Genomic DNA, 15,719 nt, shown 5'->3' with positions numbered 1-15,719 from the left:
TGCTGTACATGGCGAAGGAGCAGAGCAATAATTTTGATGCATTGATCGCTTGTCATTCTCTGGTCATGATCCGTTATCTTCTGCTCGTGTACATTTTGGGCAAACGACAAATGAGCGGCCCAGTGGGGCCGCTTTTCAGGGAATTGTCCGATGATCAGAATGTATTGGTTGTCGCCCAGTCTTTATGGGAAAAGGTCAAGGAATTGCTTTTGGGATCAAGGCAGGTTCTTTGTTACGGAATTGAGCCTGACGTCATGAATTACATCCTTGACATTATTGAAAAAACAATAATTGACCAGATGTCTATAGCATCTGCGAAACTTTAGTTATTTATCTTCGCTTGCCATAATAAACCAGGCGGGTCGCAAAGCCGATTCATTGTCTTGTACAAGGCACTATGGTCCCCTATCTTTATAGCATTTAAAAATGACGAATGTTCGCTGGAATAGGCATCCTGGAAGGCTTGCCTAACCTTTTTTGCCCGGGTTTCGGTGTATTCCCATCCAGGAACAGGGGTGTAAGAATCTTCTCCCGTGACTATTCTCAACAAACAAGCCGCCATCGGCAAATGTCTGTCAAAGGCTTCAACTATGAGTTCTGAAACCAAATCATATAATGTGCCGGAATCAGGGTCATCATCCAACTTGTCGCGATTAAAGGCACGATAATAATCCAAGTCCTTAATACAAGGTGGATTCATTCCTCCAGGAACAGACTTTTGATAATTTATCACATATCGCAGGCAATCAATCACGAGAAGGCGGTAATGAGTTTCGTCTCCGATCAAATCAAAAAATCTGCTCACAGCCTCGCCATAAACATTTTCGTCAATGCCGATTATTTTTCCGTCGACAATTATTTCTATTAGTTTGTTTACCTCCGTTTCCTTCCAGGCGGCTATTTCTCGCATGATATCCTGGTCCGTCACTTTTTCAGATACCTGTTCTCTGACCAGTCTGTTCCAGTAGTTTGGAGCGTATTCGTTATTGACTCCGAGTCCTTGAGGAACATGAGAATTCGCATTCTCATTCAACCCCGGAAATAGAAAAACCAGCAGGGTGTTTACGGCATTTTGCCTTGCTCCCAAATCACTGGTGACAGCATTGATTTTTTGGGAAAGAAATTCTATTTTATCACCCTCCGCGCTTGATTCAGAATTGTTGTGATTCAGGACAACGTCAACAGAAGTCCCTGAATCGGACAATATTTCATTTGAATGTTTTACCATTTCAATATGTGAATTTATGAAAGCAAAAACGGAAAATGCCTCTTCACGGAGAAAGCAAGCCACTATCAAGTCGTCCAGGTCAATTTCACCTCGCAATGTTTCCCATGCTGTCCAGGCCCTCCGCAAGGCGGCTTTGATGGAACGTATGGAACTGCTTGCCAGGATGTGGAGAGCCTCAATGGGTTCCATGAGTAGTGCTTCTTCGGCCGATTTGGGATGCATGGATTCTGCGTTCAAAATGGCTTCGCACCCAAGTCTGTCTTCACACAAATCAAGCCCCAGAATTTCATTGTTAGTTTTTCTCATTGCAGAATCCACGCAACAGCCCTGGAAGTCGTTTATCAATTTAACAAACTCCCGTTTTTCCAGCACCTGGGGAATTACCTCCCGATGCTCTCCAACCCTCAATAGTTCGCTGGACTCTTTAAAGGATTCCCCTGCGGCAATCACAAAAGAAACCCTATTCAAGTCTTTTAAGCGGTCAAGCAAGGACGCCACTTGCTTCATCATGTTTTCAGGATTTGGGTTGCGGTCGATGTCTTCCACAAAAATGACCAGTCTTTTATTGATGGCCTGCAGGATAGAGTCAATTTTTCCAAGCACTTTGCAGGGATCTTGAGAGCCGGAAAGAAATCCTGAGAGCGCCTTAAGGACGGATTGGCCGCTTCCATCCAGGGCTTTTCTATAATTCTCGGGGAGCCGGATAATGCCTGTGCAGTCCACTTCATGAGATAATTTTCGGATTACATGCTTCAGAATGTTTTCCGCGGCGGTTCCTTCCACCACGCCCCATTCCCGCGCCCAGCAGACAAGGTATTCTGGTGACTTGCGGCGAGAAGCCTGCTGCCTGCAGAGTATGTTTTCAACCATATTTAGAATACTGGTCTTGCCGCACCCATAAGGCCCAACCAGGGAGACGGTCTTCATTTTTTCTTTTTGTAGTTGCTCCGCAATTCGATCGGCGAAAATTTTATTGTCAATCAGGTCGTCATCTCTTTTCTCAACGGGCTTTTCCTCTTTGATCCATTTAGGAAATTGTTGAAGATTATCGGGAGGCGTTTTGTTTGATTCCGATATGTCATCCTAATCGTTGCTTTCCATAAAGCCGCTTGGGCGGGAAAGGGACCGGGCGATATAGAAAATCAGCACTGAAACGAGCACAGCTATAATAAGCCCCAAAAGAGGCCATATTATGGCTTGCACAATGGAAAATCCCACCTTGCCAACGTCCATATGAATGAAATACGTGCTTGTGGCGATATAATACAGAACTGTTCCACAAATACCGGCAAACCAAGCAGGCGGGTATTTTAAGGATGAAGACGTGGCCTTACAATGATTAAAACCTCCGATTGGCGCAATGACAAAAAACAGAAGAAGGCCTAATAAGAAGCTCCATAGGACCATGGACCATGGGCTAACAAATCCGTTATCGAGTATATGGCATATCCAGCCGACCATTTTAAATAACAGGCTGCTGAAACATATGCTTATTGCTGTACCGATGAGAGTCAGCAGAACAATGTCCATCCATCGAACAAAAGTTGGCGAGCATGAACTGGATTTTTTGCGGTCAGGCACAATGAACTCCTAGTTCGGAAAGGTCAAAATAAACCTGGATTAGATTTTGTTTATCATAATATTATGAGGGTTAAAATGAAAATAGTTGTTTGTCCAGAGGGCATTTGATAAAGGCTTTTTGGGGGCCACAACCGCAGTAGTTTGGGGGCAACCCAGCACCTCTTTATTGACATCGCATTGTTCGACCATTAGTATTTTAAAATGATATATATCTCAATGGTTTAAAAGTAGAAGCCTTGGGGGAATGCCATGCGCTATCGACGCGTGAAAATGGGGGGTGGAACCTATTTTTTTACGGTGGTCACATACCAGCGCGCCCCTTTTTTCTGTGCTCCTGAAAACTGCCGGCTATTACGTGAGGCCTTCCGGCAGGTGATGGAAAAACATCCTTTTTCCATTGATGCGTTTGTTTTGCTCCCGGACCATCTGCACTGTATATGGACTCTTCCGAGCGGAGACCGGAATTATTCCATGCGCTGGAGGATGATCAAATCCCAATTTACACGGGAATGTAACCGGGATGCCTTGCCTCAACCCAGCGCCGCCAGGGCTCGCAAACAGGAGCAAACCGTCTGGCAGCGTAGATTTTGGGAGCACACCATACGGGACGCCCATGATTATAGGAAGCACGTTGAATACATTCATTTCAATCCGGTAAAGCACGGGCATGCGGAGCGCCCGGCTGAATGGGCGTACTCAAGTTTTCACCGTTTTGTGCGTCAAGGGATATACCCAGTGTCTTGGGGAAGACATCCGAAAGACTATGCCTTTAATGACGAAATCCTTGAGTGAACGTCAGCCGGGGCTGGTTTTGTTGGGTTTCGCATGTCAAGTTTTTGCTTTAAAATGGCATCGTCAACCGACCAATATTGTCGTCAAATTTCACTCTTTCCTATGCTCTACCCAACCTACAACTCATTACTGCTTTAGCTCAAATAAATATATTATATATTCAATGTGTTATAAGTAGAGGCGTAGGTTGGGTAGAGCGCTGGAAAGCGCTTCCAGAAGTTTGCGCGAGATGTCTATCCATGGAGTTGGCCAGGATTGATTTTCATTTCGCGAAACCCAACAACCGATGGCCCCAAGCCTGGGAAGATTAAAGAAAAGCCAAGGAGGTCTTTCTAAGTCATGCCAAGCATGCCGCCGGATTAACAAAAAACCGTCGGCATGCCCGGCTTATCAACTTTATGCCTCATCCCTTTTTGCCAGGATCCAGGGCAAATTGAAATAATCATGCCGGACCTGGGCGGATTTGGTTTCGGCCCATTTGTCCACGCCCATGCGTTTGATCAGGCACAGGTTGAAAACCTTGAAATTGTGGGGCAGCTCCGTGGACATATCCGCGTAGGGATGGAGATAATCGCAGGGAAAATCGTCGCAGTCGCCGCAGAATTCAAGCTCTTTCCCCTTGACGCATTCGTAGGAAGCGCACCGGTGATCCTCTCCAAAAAGGTGCTGATGCAGGGGGATCCTGCCGTCATGGGCCCGGCATCCCATGCAAAGCATGACGTCTATGGGCGTGCCGTATTGTTCGGATATTTTTTTCACTTCCTCCATGGCCGCGTCGTCTTCGTGGGCGAGATAGTAGATGCAATTAAAGCAATCCAGGCCGCAGGGGGCTGTCATAAAGGCATAATCCATGGCGCTTTCTCCTTGGTTGGGGTGAGATATTCATACTGCGCCGTTTTTTAGATCAAGGGGGCGTTGCGGGCATCCCCCAATTGGGGGAGGGGGGCTTTTTTTTTGGCGGCGGCCGATTTTTTTTATCAACCGCCGCCGGAGTTATTTATTGCTTGAACTTTGCGCAGATTTCCTCCATGCGCTTTTTGTTCATCCCAAAATCCGAGTATCCCGTCCTGGAGGCGGAGCGGAAGTGGATCTGATTGGCTTCTTCATCCACCAGGATTTCCACGTCGTCCTTGAACTTGAAAATTTTGGAGGAAAACACGGCGTGGATGTATTTGTCCGTCTTGGCGACGATTTCTGTTCTGGGCATGGCGCTTATAATCGCCGCCAGCTTTTCCATGGCCTGGGCGCCGTCGCCCGAAAAATCAAGAGGCGCCATATAATGCTTGGCGTCGCTGGAATCCGCTTTGGTGGAAACGCAATTGGGCGAATTGGGGCAAGGGTCGATATCAGGGTCTCCGGCCGACGCTCCGCCGGGACCGGCCAGCATGAGCATCCCGGCCAGGGGTATGATCCAAGCGTTAAATTTCATGGTGGGCCTCCTTTAGATGCAAGATTAAGTGTGGACGAACTAATACTAAAAAATGGCGCCGAAACGGATTGTGTCAAATTTTATGTGGTGATTTTAACAGGAATAGAACGATCGCGCGTTCTTTAATGCAAAAGTCGCACACTAGATCAATTCATTTTTGTGAACGGGTTTTATTTTATGAATATTCCGGGAAGCCGCGCCGTTTCAGGGCTTCCGCTTTCTTCCAATCCTGCCGCCGTTTTCAGCGGGTTGCGAGGACGTGAAACAATGATCGTGAACAATTTCACTAGTCGTTGACAGAAGGGTATGGTCCATATTAAAGGGACGTATGGCAAAAAAGGTTCAAAAGAAAAAAGTCGCCTCTTACACCAAAGGTAAGGAGACCCGGAGTAAGATAATCGCTGCGGCCAGAAAGGTTTTCGCAAGCCAGCCCTACACCTCCGCCAGCATCCGGGCCATTGCCAAAGAGGGGGGGATTTAACCACCCGTTGATTCATCATTATTTCCCTTCCAAGGCGGACCTGTTCATGACGGTCACCAGGGAGCTCTATGATGAATACATGGAGCTTAGCTCCACCTGGATGGAAGGCGTCTGGGACATGGGCATGGACGAAAGCCTCCGCACCTCCGTAGAGCGGATTGTGCAGGACGTGTTCGACCATCCGGACGCCTTGCGTACGGTCATGCAGAACATGGCCCACGGCCTGAAAGTGGCGGACCTTCCCGGCCTGGATTTTTTTCCGGAGTTCTGGGCGGGCATCCAGGAGGTTTTTCGCAAGGGGCTGTCGCCGTATGCGTGCCGGCGGGACATCGCCATGTGGATTTTGGGTTTTCACATGGTAATATTCAATTGTGTGGGCGCCCCCCATTATCACGCCAAGGTCCTGGGCATGTCGCATAAGAGCCCCGAGTACAAGCAATGGGTTAAAGACGCTCTGATGTTCCTTTTTTATCCCTCCCTGAAAAAGCTGGTTTTTTCCCAGCCCGGGGACGAGCAGCCCATGACCTGGCCGCTTAACCCGCCCCGCCAGGGCAGCCGAGCTTACGGCTCGCTGCACGCCCAACCGATTGAAAATCTGAAAAAAGGGGAGCAGACCCGGATAAAAATCCTGGAGGCCGCCCGCAAGGTGTTCACCACCCATCCCTATAATACGGCGAGCATCCGCATGATCGGCAAGGAAGGCGGCTTTGACTTCACCCTGATTCACCATTATTTTCCGTCCAAGGCCGAGCTCTTCGAAGCCCTGGCCGCCCAGACCATGGAAGACCTGCTGCCGCAGGCCTATGTGTGGATGGAGGACCTCGCTCCCCTGAAAGTGGAAGACGGGCTTTCCATCTTCGCGGACCGGGCTTTGGATTATTGCGGCAGGAATCCGGCGGCCCTCCACGGCCTCATGCAGAATATCGCCCAGATGAATCAATTGGAGGAAATTCCCGGTTTTGAGCGATTCGCCCAGCTCAACCTGGCCACCCAGGAGGCTTTTCGGGAGTCCACGGGAATTCGTCGGGCCACGGACAAGGAAATCCAGATGTTTTCCTTCGGGGTGTACATGATCCTGTATAACTGCCTGGGCATTGCGCATTTCCCCGCGGAAATCATGGGCCTGAACATGGATGATCAGGAGTACAGACAGTGGGTCAAGGACTTCATGATGATCGTCCTCTTGCCCGTCCTGGAACACATGATCAAACCAAGAGCCCAAAAAGCAAGCTGATTCCCTATTCATTGACCTGCCCATCGGCCTATTCTATCCTAAGATCAGATATCACCAAGACTTATGGCAAGGAGCCTGGCATGTCCGATGGATACACTCTCCGCATAAAAAACACGGCCTCGCAACTGGGCGCTGATTTGGCCGGGATCGCCGATCTCGCCCCATTCAAGGACGAAAAGACCTATCCGGCCTCATTGCTGGCGCCTTTTACCCGCGCCCTTTCCATGGCCGTTCATATTCCGTCCATGGTTTTCGAAACTATCCACGAAAAGCCCAGCGACTTGTACAATCACGTGTACAAGACGGCCAACATGCTCCTGGATCAGATCGCCCTGAAGATGGCGGGCGCCCTGGAGCAGGATGGACACCGGAGCCTGCCCATCCCCGCGTCCCAGATTATTGACGGGAAGGATTATCGCGGCGCTCTAAGCCATAAGGCGATTGCGCGCATGGCGGGCTTGGGCTGGCAGGGCAAGAGCCTGCTTTTGGTGACCCCCAAATTCGGCCCCAGGGTCAGGCTGGTGACCGTGCTGACTAACGCCCCCCTGGAACCGGACGGCCCCGTGAAAAACCGTTGCGGAAAATGCACCAACTGCAAGGACGCCTGCCCGGCCGGCGCCATCAAAGGGGTTCAAACTGAAGACCGCTATCTCACCCGGAACCATGCCCTGGATTTCCAAAAATGCGTGGATAAAACCGCCGAGTTCGCCCGCAAGGACAATATTGGCGCCAGGATTTGCGGCTTTTGCATCAAAGCCTGCCCCTTTGGTCGGAAAAATCCCAAAAACCTGCCCTGGCTGCAGTAGGCTTTACTTCCCCTCAAACTTGGGCTCGCGTTTTTCCTTAAAAGCCTTGGGGCCTTCCTGGGCGTCCTTGCTCATAAACACGGGCAGGGCCAGCTCCAACTCCCTCTGCAGGCCTTCGGACAACGGCTTGCCGCGGTTTTCTATGACGGATTTCTTGATGGCTTCCACGGCAAGGGGGCCGTTTTTGCAGATGATGCCGGCGTATCTTTCCGCCTCTTCCATCACTTTTTCCCTGGGAACGATCTTGTTGATAAAGCCTAAGCGCAAGGCTTCCTCCGCCTCCATCAATTCCCCGGTCAGCAGAATCTCCATGGCCCGGGCGTAAGGCAATTGCCGGGGCAGGCGGATGCTCGACCCTCCGGCCGGAAAGATGGCCCATTTGACTTCCTGCAGCCCGAATTTGACCCCTTCGGCGGCGATGCGGATGTCCGTTGCGTAGAGCGCCTCCATGCCGCCGGCGATGGCGTGGCCGTTGATGGCTGCAATGACCGGCTTATACAAGGGGTATTCCCGCAGGATGGCTTTGTTTACGATCATGGGATCGCTCTGGCAGGCTTTTTCCGCGTCCGTCTCCGCAGGCTTGGCGCCCGTGAACAAGGGTATCAGCTTGCCCAGGTCCGCGCCGGAGCAAAACACCTTGTCGCCGGTCCCGGTCAGAATGGCGCAGCGCATTTCCTTGTCTTCCGCGTAATCCTTCCATGCGTCGATCAATTGCAGGATGGTCTCCGGGTCCATGGCGTTTCTGGCCTCGGGCCGGTTAAAAGTCAGGTAAGCGATATTGTTTCTTTTTTCGTAGATCAAACCCATGGAATTCCTCCTTGATGATTGGGATTAAGGCCGTGAAGAGGGGGGACTAATTTGAATATTAATATAAAATATTCATTTTTGCAAGGAGGAATCCGTCTATAGGGACGAATCCCGTAATAATCCGGAATCGGTCCAGCCGCGCAGGCGGTAGTACTCCGTGAGCATTTCCCGGAAAAATTTCGGGGAAAGCACTTGGCCGGACTCGAGCGCCTGGGAGAAAAAGGCTTTTGGCAGGGTTTCGTGGACGGCGGGCTCCATGCCTTCCCGGAGGTTGAAGCGGCGGACGATGTCTGCAATGTTTCGGGCGATTTGCTGCAGGTTGGTTTTTTCCGGGCTTAGGCCGCAGGTGATGGATATGATCTCGCCCAGAGCGTCCCAAGGGTAAAGATCCCGGTAGAACCGGCAAAGGATCAGGGCGTCAAACAGGGTGAGCCTGTCTTCAAAGTCGATGTACAACTCAACCTTGCCCTCCAATTCATCCGGTTGGGACATGCCGGAAAGTTCGGCCTTATAAAAGGTGGAGCGCAAATGGCAGGCGCCCCTTGGCGAAGTGGCGTAGGCAAGGCCCATGCCTTTGAGCACGCGGGGATCGTACCCGGCAGGCTCCAGGCCCTTGACGTGGACGGCCTGGTCCTCCATGCCCCATTCCCTGGCGGCGTGAATGATTCCCCGCGCCAGGACGTCGCCCACTCCCTCACGCCGGGCGATTTTCCGCAGAAGATCGGCTGCGCCTTGGGCGTCGCCGTATCGGACGGGCAGGTCGACTCGGCCTCGCTCTACGGCTTCCATGGCGAAGGCGCACAGGTTGCCGCTGGTGATGGTGTCCATGCCAAGGGAGTCGCACAAATGGTTCAGATAGACGATTTCTTCAATGGAGTCGATGGCGCACAAACCGCCGAAGGCGTAGATGGTTTCGTATTCCGGGCCTTCTATGGTCAGTCCCTTGTGGGGGCCGTTCAGCACGGTTCCTCTCCGGCCGCAGGCCATGAAGCATTTTGCGCACGCCGCGGGAGTCACCCGGCATTTTTCGTGCAATGCTTCGGCGGAAATTTTCTTCCAGCTTTCAAAATATCCTTGCTTCCAGTATCGGGTGGGAAAGGCGCCGGCCTTGTTCAAGGCCTGCACCATCATGGGCGTGCCTTTGGATTTATAGGCCTGGACGGAGGGATTTTCCTTGGATTCCGCTGCGTAATCCCTGGAGAATTCCCGAAGCCGCGCCGGGTCCGCCATGGGCCTTTTGGCGCTGCCCCAAAAGACCATGGCCTTGACTTTCTTGGACCCCATGACCGCTCCGGGGCCTGTCCGGCCAGCGCTGCGCCACTTGTCGTTTTCAATGACCGCAAACGAAACCAGGTTTTCTCCGGCCGGGCCGATGGCGAGAGCGCCTTTTTTCCCGGCCTTGCCCGAGGCGATTTCAAGGGCTTTTTCCTCCGTTGATATGGCGTCCAGGCCCCAGAGGTTCGAAGCATCGTGAAAATGCACGCCGCCCGGCTCGATTTCCAATACCGTGGGCGCCGCGCACTGGCCTTGCAGGACAATGGCGTCGTATCCGGCGGCGTCCATGGCTTCGGGTGCGCGGCCGCCTGCATAGGATTCGCTGTAAAATCCGGTCTGGGGGCTTTTGGTGTATACCCCGTACCGGCATCCTCCCCAGATCAGGGAGCCGGTCGCAGGTCCGCATGCAAAAATCAGGTTGTTTTCCGGCCCAAGCGGGTCGCAATGAGGCGGGTTATGCTCGTACAACAGGAAGGAGCCCAGGCCCTTGCCGCCCAGGTAGGCGGCGAGGACGTCAGGGTCGGGCTTTTCAATCCGGAAAGATCGGCTTTCCAGATTGATAAACAGAATTTTCCCGTGAAAACCGAACATGGCTACATCAGCACTTCACCGGTGCGCTCCGTGTGGTAGCCTCCCAAGGCGTCCACCCGCTTTTTAAACGCGTCGGAACGAATGGTTTCCAGGAGAATGGCGATTTTTTCAGACTCAAAAATGCCTTCGGGAATGATCAAATCGTACTGCTCGGTGATAACCGGTACGAAATCCAGTTCCAGGGCCTTGGCGGCGGCGTAAATGCCCATGCCGGCGTCAGCCACTTGATTCTGTACCGCGGCGGCCACGGCCATGTGGGTGAACTCGTCGTCCCCGTAACCGTTGATTTTGGAGGGTTTGATGCCCAGTTTGCTCAGGTAATGGTCCAGCAGCACCCGGGTGCCGGAACCGGCTTGCCGGTTGATAAACCGCACCCCGTTCCGGCCGAGGTCTTCCACGGATTGGATGTTTTTGGGATTGCCTTTGGCCACCATCAGGCCTTGCTCCCGCATGACCAGGTGAACCAGCTTGACCGGAATGCCCGCCAGATAGGTTTTGATGTAGCTGATGTTGTATTCCCCGGTTTCCGTGTCCAAAAGGTGGGAGCCTGCAATATGGCACATGCCTTTTTTCATGGCCAAAAGGCCGCCCATGCTTCCCACATGGCTGGAGGACAGGGACAAATACCCCCCCCGGCTGCGCAGGGCGTCAGCCAGGAGATCCAGGGTGTTGTCATGGCTGCCCACGGCCACCAGGGTGTTGTCTATGGTGCGGTTGAAGCGGAGAAGTTCGGCTTCCACCGGCTGTCCGGGGTGCAGGCCCTCGTTTTCGTTGGGTATGCGGATGATGCCGTCCGCTTCGGTAAAGCTGGTGATGGACCCGGCGCCCCGGGGCAGGGGGGTGGCCGCCACCCTGTCGCCCACACGGCCCAGCTTCACCCGAACCATTTCCTCCAGGCCCAGCTTGGACGGAATCTTCCGGGTGGGCTCCACCATGATTTTTTTGCGTAAAGGTTCGGGCTGGCCGAGCATATGGCAAAGCATGGGGCGGATGAACTCGTCGAACACCACAATGGCGGAAACCGGATACCCCGGCACCCCGACCACGGGCACGTTGTTCACGTCGCCCAGAACCACGGGCTTGCCCGGCATGATGGTCACGCCGTGAACCAGCACGTCGCCCAGGTTGTCCACGATATTGGCCGTATGGTCTTCGGATCCGGCGGAGGAACCCGCCAGCACCAGGACCATGTCGTAATCCTCGGTGGCGCCCCGTTCCACGGCCTGCCTGATAACGAAAAAGTCGTCGTCCAGGCTGGTGTTTCGAATCCACTTTCCTCCGGTCTGCTCGATCAGCTTGCCGATCACCCAAGAGTTGGTTTCCAGAACCCGGCCGGGCTGCAGTTCCTCGGGGTAAATCTTTCGCCAATCCACAAGCTCCGTGCCGGTGGGAATAACCAGCACCTTGGGCTGCTTTTTGACTTTGACCTCAAACACCCCGCCTGTGAGCAAAGCGCCCAGACACGTGGGCGTCACCAAATGATTGGTGGGAAACAGCATTTCCGTGGCTACAATGTCCTCGCCCACCTTCCTGACGTAATTCCAGGGAACGGCCGCCGCTTCGATGCGCACCGTGTCGTCGTCTATAACCTGGACCTGCTCGATCATGATGACCGCATTGGTCTGGGGCGGAAGCTGATGGCCCGTGTTCACGTAAAAGGCCTGTTCCCCGACCTTGAGGTCCATGGGATTGGTCTCGCTGGCGTCGAATGTGTCCTGGGCCAGAACCGCAATGCCGTCCATGGCCGCCAAATGCGCGTTGGGCGTGGAAATGCGGGCGAAGGCCGGCTCCGCCAAAACCCTCCCCACGGCGTCCACGGAGGAGATCGTCTCATGCGCCAGTTCGACTTTTTCAGCAAAATGGCTTAACCAGATGTTGCGAGCTTCTTCACGGGTTTTCATGTTCAGGTAAACATGGCGTTTGTTCATGAGCGCCTCCGGCCTTTGGGGCCAAAAAAAATATAGAGATTAATAAGCCTTCATCTTATTTGTCGAACAGGTCCACGCGAACCATGGTTCCCGGGTCCAGCCCTTCGTCGTTCAAATCCACCTGGATAAAACCGTCGGCCTCCACCATGGTGCGGATGACTCCGGATTTTCCGAAGATGGGCTCGGCGGTCAGTTCGCCGTCCTTTTCCACCAGGCGAATCCGCACATAATCGGTCCTGCCTTGCACAGACGGCACGTTCCGGGCGAGTTTGGCCGGAACGGAAACAACTCCGTCCCCGCCTTCATATCCGGCGACATGATGAATAAAAGGACGCACCATGGCGTGAAAAACCACCATGGCCGAGGTCACGTGCCCTGGCAGGCCCCAAACCTGCTTGTCTCCGACTTTCGCCAAAATGGTGGGTTTGCCCGGGCTGATGGACACCCCGTGCACCAGAATGTCGGAGTTCTCAAAGCCTTCGATCACTTCGATGGTATGGTCCCTGGCGCCCACGCTGCTCCCGCCTGAAACCAGCAGCATATCGCACTCGTTTAAGGCCTTTTCGCAGGCCTGGCGCAAGGCTTGGGGATCGTCCCCCACAATGCCGTAGGACCGGTATTCGGCCCCGGCCTGATGGCACAAGCCGCCCAGGGCGTAAGTGTTCATGTCGCGAATTTGCCCCGGCCCGGGCTCTTGATCCGCGGACACCACTTCGTCCCCTGTGGAGACGATTCCAACGATGGGTTTTTTATACACGGACAGGATCGGCTCCCCGACGGAGGCCGCTACGGCAAGATCCTGGGGCCGCAAACGAACACCCTTTTTCAGGACGACTTCGTCCTTTTTCACGTCATCGCCCACGTCCAGCACATTGCCCAGGGGGGCCACGCTTTTATAAACCTCGATGGTTTTGTCATCCAGAATTTCCGTGTGCTCCACCATAACCACGGCGTCCGTCCCTTCGGGCAGCATTCCTCCCGTGGGCATGAGAGCCGCCTGGCCTGGGCCCACGGAAAATTCCGGGGTCGTTCCCATTTCCACCCGGCCCGCCACTTCCAGCATGGCAGGAATGCCTTCCGAGGCCCCAAAGGTGGAGGAGGCGCTCACGGCGTATCCGTCCATGGTGGAGCGGGCGAAAGCCGGGACGTTGTCCTTGCTGACGACGTCTTTCGCCAGAATTCTGCCGCAGGCTTGAAAGACTTCCACTTCCTCCGTCCCGGCCAGGGGGAATCTCCCTGCCATGTCCAGGACCTTCTGGATGGAAATTACCTGAAAAAATTCTCTCATAAGTTAATTGGGTCATCCTGTCTAAAGCGGATTAGTCGGGCATTAAACTTCAATGACCGGAAATTCGCCTATTTTTTGTAATACCTTCGGGCCTCGGGCAAGGTCTGCTTTATCTTGGCAATGCGCGTGGCGTCCGAAGGGTGTGTGCTTAAAAACTCCAGGTTGTTGCTGTTTTTGCTGGAAGCGGACATGCGCTGCCAAAAGCCCACGGCCTGCGCCGGATCGTATCCGGCCATGGCCATAAAAATCAGGCCAAGGCGGTCCGCTTCGGACTCGTGCAGCCGGGAGTAGGGCAGGATCACGCCCACCTGGGATCCCAGGCCGTAGGCCTGCAGCCACAAGGCCCGGGTTTGGGCGGGGCTGTCATGCAGGGCAAGGTCCAGGGCCATGCCGCCCATCTGGGCCATGAGGGACTGGCTCATGCGCTCGGCGCCGTGATTCGCCACAACATGGGCGATTTCGTGCCCCATGACCACGGCAAGCCCGGTTTCATTCTGCGCCACGTCCAGGATGCCCTCATAAACCACCACCTTGCCGCCGGGCATGGCCCAGGCGTTCACCTGATCGTCGGCGATGAGATTGAATTCCCACTGGAATCCGTTCAACTGGCTGCTCATGTTCGCCGCCGCAAAATATCTTTCCACGGCCCTTTGGATGCGATAGCCGACCCTTTGGACCATTTCGGTTTTTTGCCTGTCCGTGCTGACTTTGTGTTCCTTCAAAAACGCGTCGTACTGGGAATAGCTCATGGACTGCATTTGAGCCGGCGACACTAGGGAAAGCTGGGACCTGCCCGTAATGGGAACCGTGGAGCAGGCGGTTAAAACCAAACTAAGGCAAAGGAGCAGAAAGTAGAGCAACGATTTTTTCAGAGCTGGCATGAAATTTCTCCTTATTTTGCATTGATGCACAAATTATGCAAAAATCATATCATTGTAACCCGCTGGCATCAAATAATTTTAGGGGTGCAATTGACAAGCCGGAGCTGATCTGCAATTGAGAATTCTTGTCACAATTTAAGCCTTATGTCCACACATAGCAAACACGGAGTCCGACCATGAGAAATTTCGACTATCACAATCCCACGAAAGTGGTTTTCGGCAAGGGAACCATCAGCCGCCTGAAAAACCTGGTCCCGCCCCGGGGAAAGATCATGCTGGTCACCGGCGGAGAATCCATCCGCAAAAACGGAGTGCACGATCAGGTGATGGATTCGTTGAAAAAACGCGAGGTGGTGGAATTCTCGGGCATCGCCCCCAACCCGGAGTACGACGTCCTGATGCAAGCCGTGGACATGGTTAAAAAGGAAGAGCCTTCCTTCTTACTGGCTGTGGGCGGAGGCTCCATCATGGACGGAACCAAGTTCATCGCTGCGGCCAGCAAATACACCGCCGGCGATCCCTGGGAAATTTGCTCCAAGCTGGCCAAGGTGACGGACGCCCTGCCGCTGGGCGTGGTCGTGACCCTGCCTGCCACCGGTTCCGAAACCAATAATATCGGCGTGGTATCCCGCAAGGCCGAAGAAAAAAAGATCGTTTTTCACGCGGACAAGCTCTTTCCCCGATTTGCGGTCATGGACCCGGAAGTCACTTATTCCCTGCCGGACAACCAGGTGCGCAACGGCGTGGTGGACGCTTTCATCCACGTTTTGGAGCAATACCTTACCTATCCGGTCCAGGCCCCGCTCCAGGACAGGCAGGCCGAAGCCGTGCTCCTGACTCTTCTGGAAGTAGGCCCCAAAACCCTGGCCAAAAAGCAGGATTACGACGCCCGCGCCGGTTTTATGTGGTGCGCCAACCAGGCATTGAACGGGCTCTTGAAGTGCGGCGTGCCCACGGATTTCGCCACGCACAGAATCGGGCACGAACTGACCGTACATTACGGCCTGGCCCACGGCGAGGCTATCGCGGTGGTCTTGTGCTGGCTTTTGCGGCATCAAAGGGAGAACAAGCAGGACAAACTCCTTCAATACGCCCGAAGAATATGGATGATAGAGGATAAGGACGAGGAATTGGCCGTAAACCGGGCTATTGCGGAAACCGAATGCTTTTTCAACGAAATGGGCATGCCCACCCGGTTGACGGACTACGGCATCGACCCCGCCGAAGCTGCGGAAACGGTCCGCAAAGGCCTGGAACGGGATCAGGCGAAGCTGGGAGAGCGCGGACGGATCGGTCCCGCCGAAGCTGCGGATATTGTGCGGGCCAGCGTCTGATTTCAGGCAAGGTTTCGCCTCCGCCCAAAAAGGGTGGCGTTATCCCGTCGGGTGATGTTATGCT

General features: G+C 53.8%; 14 protein-coding genes and 1 pseudogene. 6 read left to right on the top strand and 9 right to left on the bottom strand.

What is annotated here, in order from left to right; translation table 11 throughout:
- Positions 1-326: pseudogene (locus G491_RS0122875) on the top strand (IS4 family transposase); the annotation flags it as partial.
- Here the strand turns inward: G491_RS0122875 and G491_RS0122870 are convergent.
- Positions 323-2,182, bottom strand: coding sequence for a P-loop NTPase fold protein (locus G491_RS0122870; RefSeq protein WP_282706001.1), 1,860 nt, complete (start codon positions 2,180-2,182; stop codon positions 323-325). The pseudogene G491_RS0122875 and the gene G491_RS0122870 overlap by 4 nt on opposite strands.
- 129 nt (positions 2,183-2,311) lie before the next feature.
- Entirely contained in the window at positions 2,312-2,809 is a 498-nt protein-coding gene (locus tag G491_RS35635) for a hypothetical protein (protein ID WP_157468510.1), read from the bottom strand.
- Positions 2,810-3,058: 249 nt separating this feature from the next.
- Between G491_RS35635 and G491_RS0122860 the strand changes: the two genes are divergently transcribed.
- A complete protein-coding gene (locus G491_RS0122860; protein ID WP_028316198.1) occupies positions 3,059-3,601 on the top strand; it encodes an REP-associated tyrosine transposase in 543 nt (180 codons plus the stop codon).
- Between the two features lie 396 nt (positions 3,602-3,997).
- Here the strand turns inward: G491_RS0122860 and G491_RS0122855 are convergent, their stop codons facing one another.
- Both G491_RS0122855 and G491_RS0122850 read right to left on the bottom strand, forming a co-directional pair.
- A complete protein-coding gene (locus tag G491_RS0122855; RefSeq protein ID WP_028316197.1) occupies positions 3,998-4,453 on the bottom strand; it encodes a DUF3795 domain-containing protein in 456 nt (151 codons plus the stop codon).
- Between the two features lie 145 nt (positions 4,454-4,598).
- On the bottom strand, positions 4,599-5,030 hold the full coding sequence (locus G491_RS0122850) for a DUF1499 domain-containing protein (RefSeq protein WP_028316196.1): 432 nt from the start codon (positions 5,028-5,030) through the stop codon (positions 4,599-4,601).
- 328 nt (positions 5,031-5,358) lie between these two features.
- Here G491_RS0122850 and G491_RS35055 point away from each other — a divergent pair, with 328 nt between their 5' ends.
- The 3 genes from G491_RS35055 (at position 5,359) to G491_RS0122835 (ending at position 7,551) form a co-directional block, all read left to right on the top strand.
- Positions 5,359-5,511 (top strand): TetR/AcrR family transcriptional regulator, encoded by a 153-nt coding sequence (locus G491_RS35055; RefSeq protein WP_084511650.1) that lies wholly within the window; start codon positions 5,359-5,361, stop codon positions 5,509-5,511.
- Between the two features lie 46 nt (positions 5,512-5,557).
- The gene (locus tag G491_RS34500) at positions 5,558-6,745 is read left to right on the top strand and encodes a TetR/AcrR family transcriptional regulator (protein ID WP_157468508.1); all 1,188 of its coding nucleotides are present in this window, start codon (positions 5,558-5,560) and stop codon (positions 6,743-6,745) included.
- A gap of 80 nt (positions 6,746-6,825) precedes the next feature.
- Positions 6,826-7,551 carry an epoxyqueuosine reductase gene (locus G491_RS0122835; RefSeq protein WP_028316194.1) on the top strand — a complete coding sequence of 242 codons (726 nt, stop codon included), beginning with the start codon at positions 6,826-6,828 and terminating at the stop codon, positions 7,549-7,551.
- A 3-nt stretch (positions 7,552-7,554) separates the two neighbouring features.
- Here the strand turns inward: G491_RS0122835 and G491_RS0122830 are convergent, their stop codons facing one another.
- The 5 genes from G491_RS0122830 to G491_RS0122810 form a co-directional block, all read right to left on the bottom strand.
- Positions 7,555-8,358, bottom strand: coding sequence for an enoyl-CoA hydratase-related protein (locus G491_RS0122830; protein ID WP_015949410.1), 804 nt, complete (start codon positions 8,356-8,358; stop codon positions 7,555-7,557).
- A gap of 96 nt (positions 8,359-8,454) precedes the next feature.
- A complete protein-coding gene (locus G491_RS0122825; RefSeq protein ID WP_028316193.1) occupies positions 8,455-10,224 on the bottom strand; it encodes an aldehyde ferredoxin oxidoreductase family protein in 1,770 nt (589 codons plus the stop codon).
- Positions 10,225-10,226: 2 nt separating this feature from the next.
- On the bottom strand, positions 10,227-12,152 hold the full coding sequence (locus G491_RS0122820; protein ID WP_028316192.1) for a molybdopterin biosynthesis protein: 1,926 nt from the start codon (positions 12,150-12,152) through the stop codon (positions 10,227-10,229).
- A 55-nt stretch (positions 12,153-12,207) separates the two neighbouring features.
- Positions 12,208-13,440, bottom strand: coding sequence for a molybdopterin molybdotransferase MoeA (locus G491_RS0122815; protein WP_028316191.1), 1,233 nt, complete (start codon positions 13,438-13,440; stop codon positions 12,208-12,210).
- Between the two features lie 68 nt (positions 13,441-13,508).
- Complete coding sequence (locus G491_RS0122810) at positions 13,509-14,321, bottom strand: M48 family metallopeptidase (RefSeq protein WP_035219886.1); 813 nt, start codon at positions 14,319-14,321, stop codon at positions 13,509-13,511.
- Positions 14,322-14,497: 176 nt separating this feature from the next.
- Here G491_RS0122810 and G491_RS0122805 point away from each other — a divergent pair, with 176 nt between their 5' ends.
- On the top strand, positions 14,498-15,655 hold the full coding sequence (locus G491_RS0122805; RefSeq protein ID WP_028316189.1) for an iron-containing alcohol dehydrogenase: 1,158 nt from the start codon (positions 14,498-14,500) through the stop codon (positions 15,653-15,655).
- Positions 15,656-15,719 lie beyond the last annotated feature (64 nt).

Origin of the sequence: Desulfatibacillum aliphaticivorans DSM 15576, assembly GCF_000429905.1 — a bacterium.
In the GTDB taxonomy this organism is placed as follows: domain Bacteria; phylum Desulfobacterota; class Desulfobacteria; order Desulfobacterales; family Desulfatibacillaceae; genus Desulfatibacillum; species Desulfatibacillum aliphaticivorans.
Note: the sequence above shows the minus strand (reverse complement) of the source record. Positions and strands in the feature narration are given on the sequence as shown.

What these genes read in the sequence shown, in the direction of transcription:
- G491_RS0122815 (WP_028316191.1), bottom strand. Translation starts at nt 13,440, where the DNA reads ATGAGAGAATTTTTTCAGGTAATTTCCATCCAGAAGGTCCTGGACATG.
- G491_RS0122810 (WP_035219886.1), bottom strand. Translation starts at nt 14,321, where the DNA reads ATGCCAGCTCTGAAAAAATCGTTGCTCTACTTTCTGCTCCTTTGCCTT.
- G491_RS0122805 (WP_028316189.1), top strand. Translation starts at nt 14,498, where the DNA reads ATGAGAAATTTCGACTATCACAATCCCACGAAAGTGGTTTTCGGCAAG.
- G491_RS0122855 (WP_028316197.1), bottom strand. Translation starts at nt 4,453, where the DNA reads ATGGATTATGCCTTTATGACAGCCCCCTGCGGCCTGGATTGCTTTAAT.
- G491_RS34500 (WP_157468508.1), top strand. Translation starts at nt 5,558, where the DNA reads ATGACGGTCACCAGGGAGCTCTATGATGAATACATGGAGCTTAGCTCC.
- G491_RS0122830 (WP_015949410.1), bottom strand. Translation starts at nt 8,358, where the DNA reads ATGGGTTTGATCTACGAAAAAAGAAACAATATCGCTTACCTGACTTTT.
- G491_RS35055 (WP_084511650.1), top strand. Translation starts at nt 5,359, where the DNA reads ATGGCAAAAAAGGTTCAAAAGAAAAAAGTCGCCTCTTACACCAAAGGT.
- G491_RS0122850 (WP_028316196.1), bottom strand. Translation starts at nt 5,030, where the DNA reads ATGAAATTTAACGCTTGGATCATACCCCTGGCCGGGATGCTCATGCTG.
- G491_RS0122860 (WP_028316198.1), top strand. Translation starts at nt 3,059, where the DNA reads ATGCGCTATCGACGCGTGAAAATGGGGGGTGGAACCTATTTTTTTACG.
- G491_RS0122820 (WP_028316192.1), bottom strand. Translation starts at nt 12,152, where the DNA reads ATGAACAAACGCCATGTTTACCTGAACATGAAAACCCGTGAAGAAGCT.
- G491_RS0122825 (WP_028316193.1), bottom strand. Translation starts at nt 10,224, where the DNA reads ATGTTCGGTTTTCACGGGAAAATTCTGTTTATCAATCTGGAAAGCCGA.
- G491_RS0122835 (WP_028316194.1), top strand. Translation starts at nt 6,826, where the DNA reads ATGTCCGATGGATACACTCTCCGCATAAAAAACACGGCCTCGCAACTG.